The following is a 1,121-nucleotide window of genomic DNA, read 5'->3' as shown; positions in this document are numbered from 1 at the left end:
ATGCTATTTTATTCGGTGAAAAAATAGCTTCTGATTTAAATGTAAATCCAGTTGATTGAACAAATGATGCTTTACCAGTTTCTTCATCTACGCTGGCTGAAAATTTAAGAATTGCATCATTATTACTGACTTCACATTCTAAATAAATTGGCTTTGCAGCAACATTAAATACACAAATCGATAACACCATTCCAAATAAAAACTTATCCATACCGTCTCCTTTTTCCTTAAGATTTAAAAAATATCAATAAAAATCTATTGCATAACTATTTTTATTTTCGCATGTATTACTGAAAAATAACACATCTGGATGCAAACAGAGTATTCTATATATTTAAATCTTTGGTGTTTACTAGCAATACCTCCAATATGTAAAAATTGAAAAGTAAGTAGTTATTTAACTTCTTGATCTTGCTTTAACTCACGACTAACTTGCTGGACTAGATACGGTGAGCACCCTATAACTTGCTGAATACTTGAATAGGTTTCACCAGCCAGCAACAGTTTTTTGATTGCCTCGCGTTTAACATCACAAAAATGCCACCCACAAAAATGCCACCCATTTCTTGAACAATGAACATAACTCGTTTTCATGGCTTTGGCGAGGGTTACGATTGATGTGATCAACTCATCAATTTTTATCGATATGGCTAAAATATTATCGTTAAATGAGTAATTTATGGTCATCTAAGAAATTTAGCACATCAGAAAAACTTTTTTAACCATCAAGTTTTAAAAGAATTATAATTTGATTGGGGATGATGACTTAAGCACACAGCCAGCGCTGACAATTTGCAGCGCCTTGTCGTCGCTTTCGCTCTAAATGCTCACAATATTCAGTGAATGCGGGTAATGCTCCGACAGCTCCTTTAAATAATGCACCAAATTCAGTAGTGATTTTAAGCCAATTCTCTGCGGGGATGTTGAGTCTATTCAGTATGTCCTGGCTACTTGAGCTAATGGCACCACGCTTATCTTCTCGAATTATCCGACCGGTATCTTCAACTAAGACGATGTAGTCTTTGACGCTGAACATAAGCCCGTTAGGCATATTAAGTCGCTCATTACCCACAAACGGTAATAGCTCTGGTGGTTGCTCGCCTTTGATTGCTGAATTGATA

Annotated in this window: 2 protein-coding genes and 1 pseudogene; all 3 read right to left on the bottom strand. The window is 35.6% G+C overall.

Annotation, left to right across the window (positions count from 1 at the left end):
• Positions 1-211: hypothetical protein (locus H5202_RS23015; RefSeq protein WP_182774057.1), on the bottom strand; the 211-nt coding region annotated here is incomplete at its 3' end.
• 182 nt (positions 212-393) lie between these two features.
• On the bottom strand, positions 394-687 hold the full coding sequence (locus tag H5202_RS23010) for a helix-turn-helix domain-containing protein (RefSeq protein ID WP_182774056.1): 294 nt from the start codon (positions 685-687) through the stop codon (positions 394-396).
• A gap of 79 nt (positions 688-766) precedes the next feature.
• Positions 767-1,121 (bottom strand): annotated as a pseudogene (locus H5202_RS23005) (transposase); the annotation flags it as partial.

Source organism: Shewanella sp. SG41-4, assembly GCF_014164505.1.
Taxonomy (GTDB): domain Bacteria; phylum Pseudomonadota; class Gammaproteobacteria; order Enterobacterales; family Shewanellaceae; genus Shewanella.
The sequence above is the reverse complement of the archived record's forward strand: the minus strand, read 5'-3'. Positions and strand labels throughout refer to the sequence as shown.

Bases quoted from the DNA above. Each gene is read 5' to 3' on its own strand.
- H5202_RS23010 (WP_182774056.1), bottom strand. From the start codon at position 687: ATGACCATAAATTACTCATTTAACGATAATATTTTAGCCATATCGATA.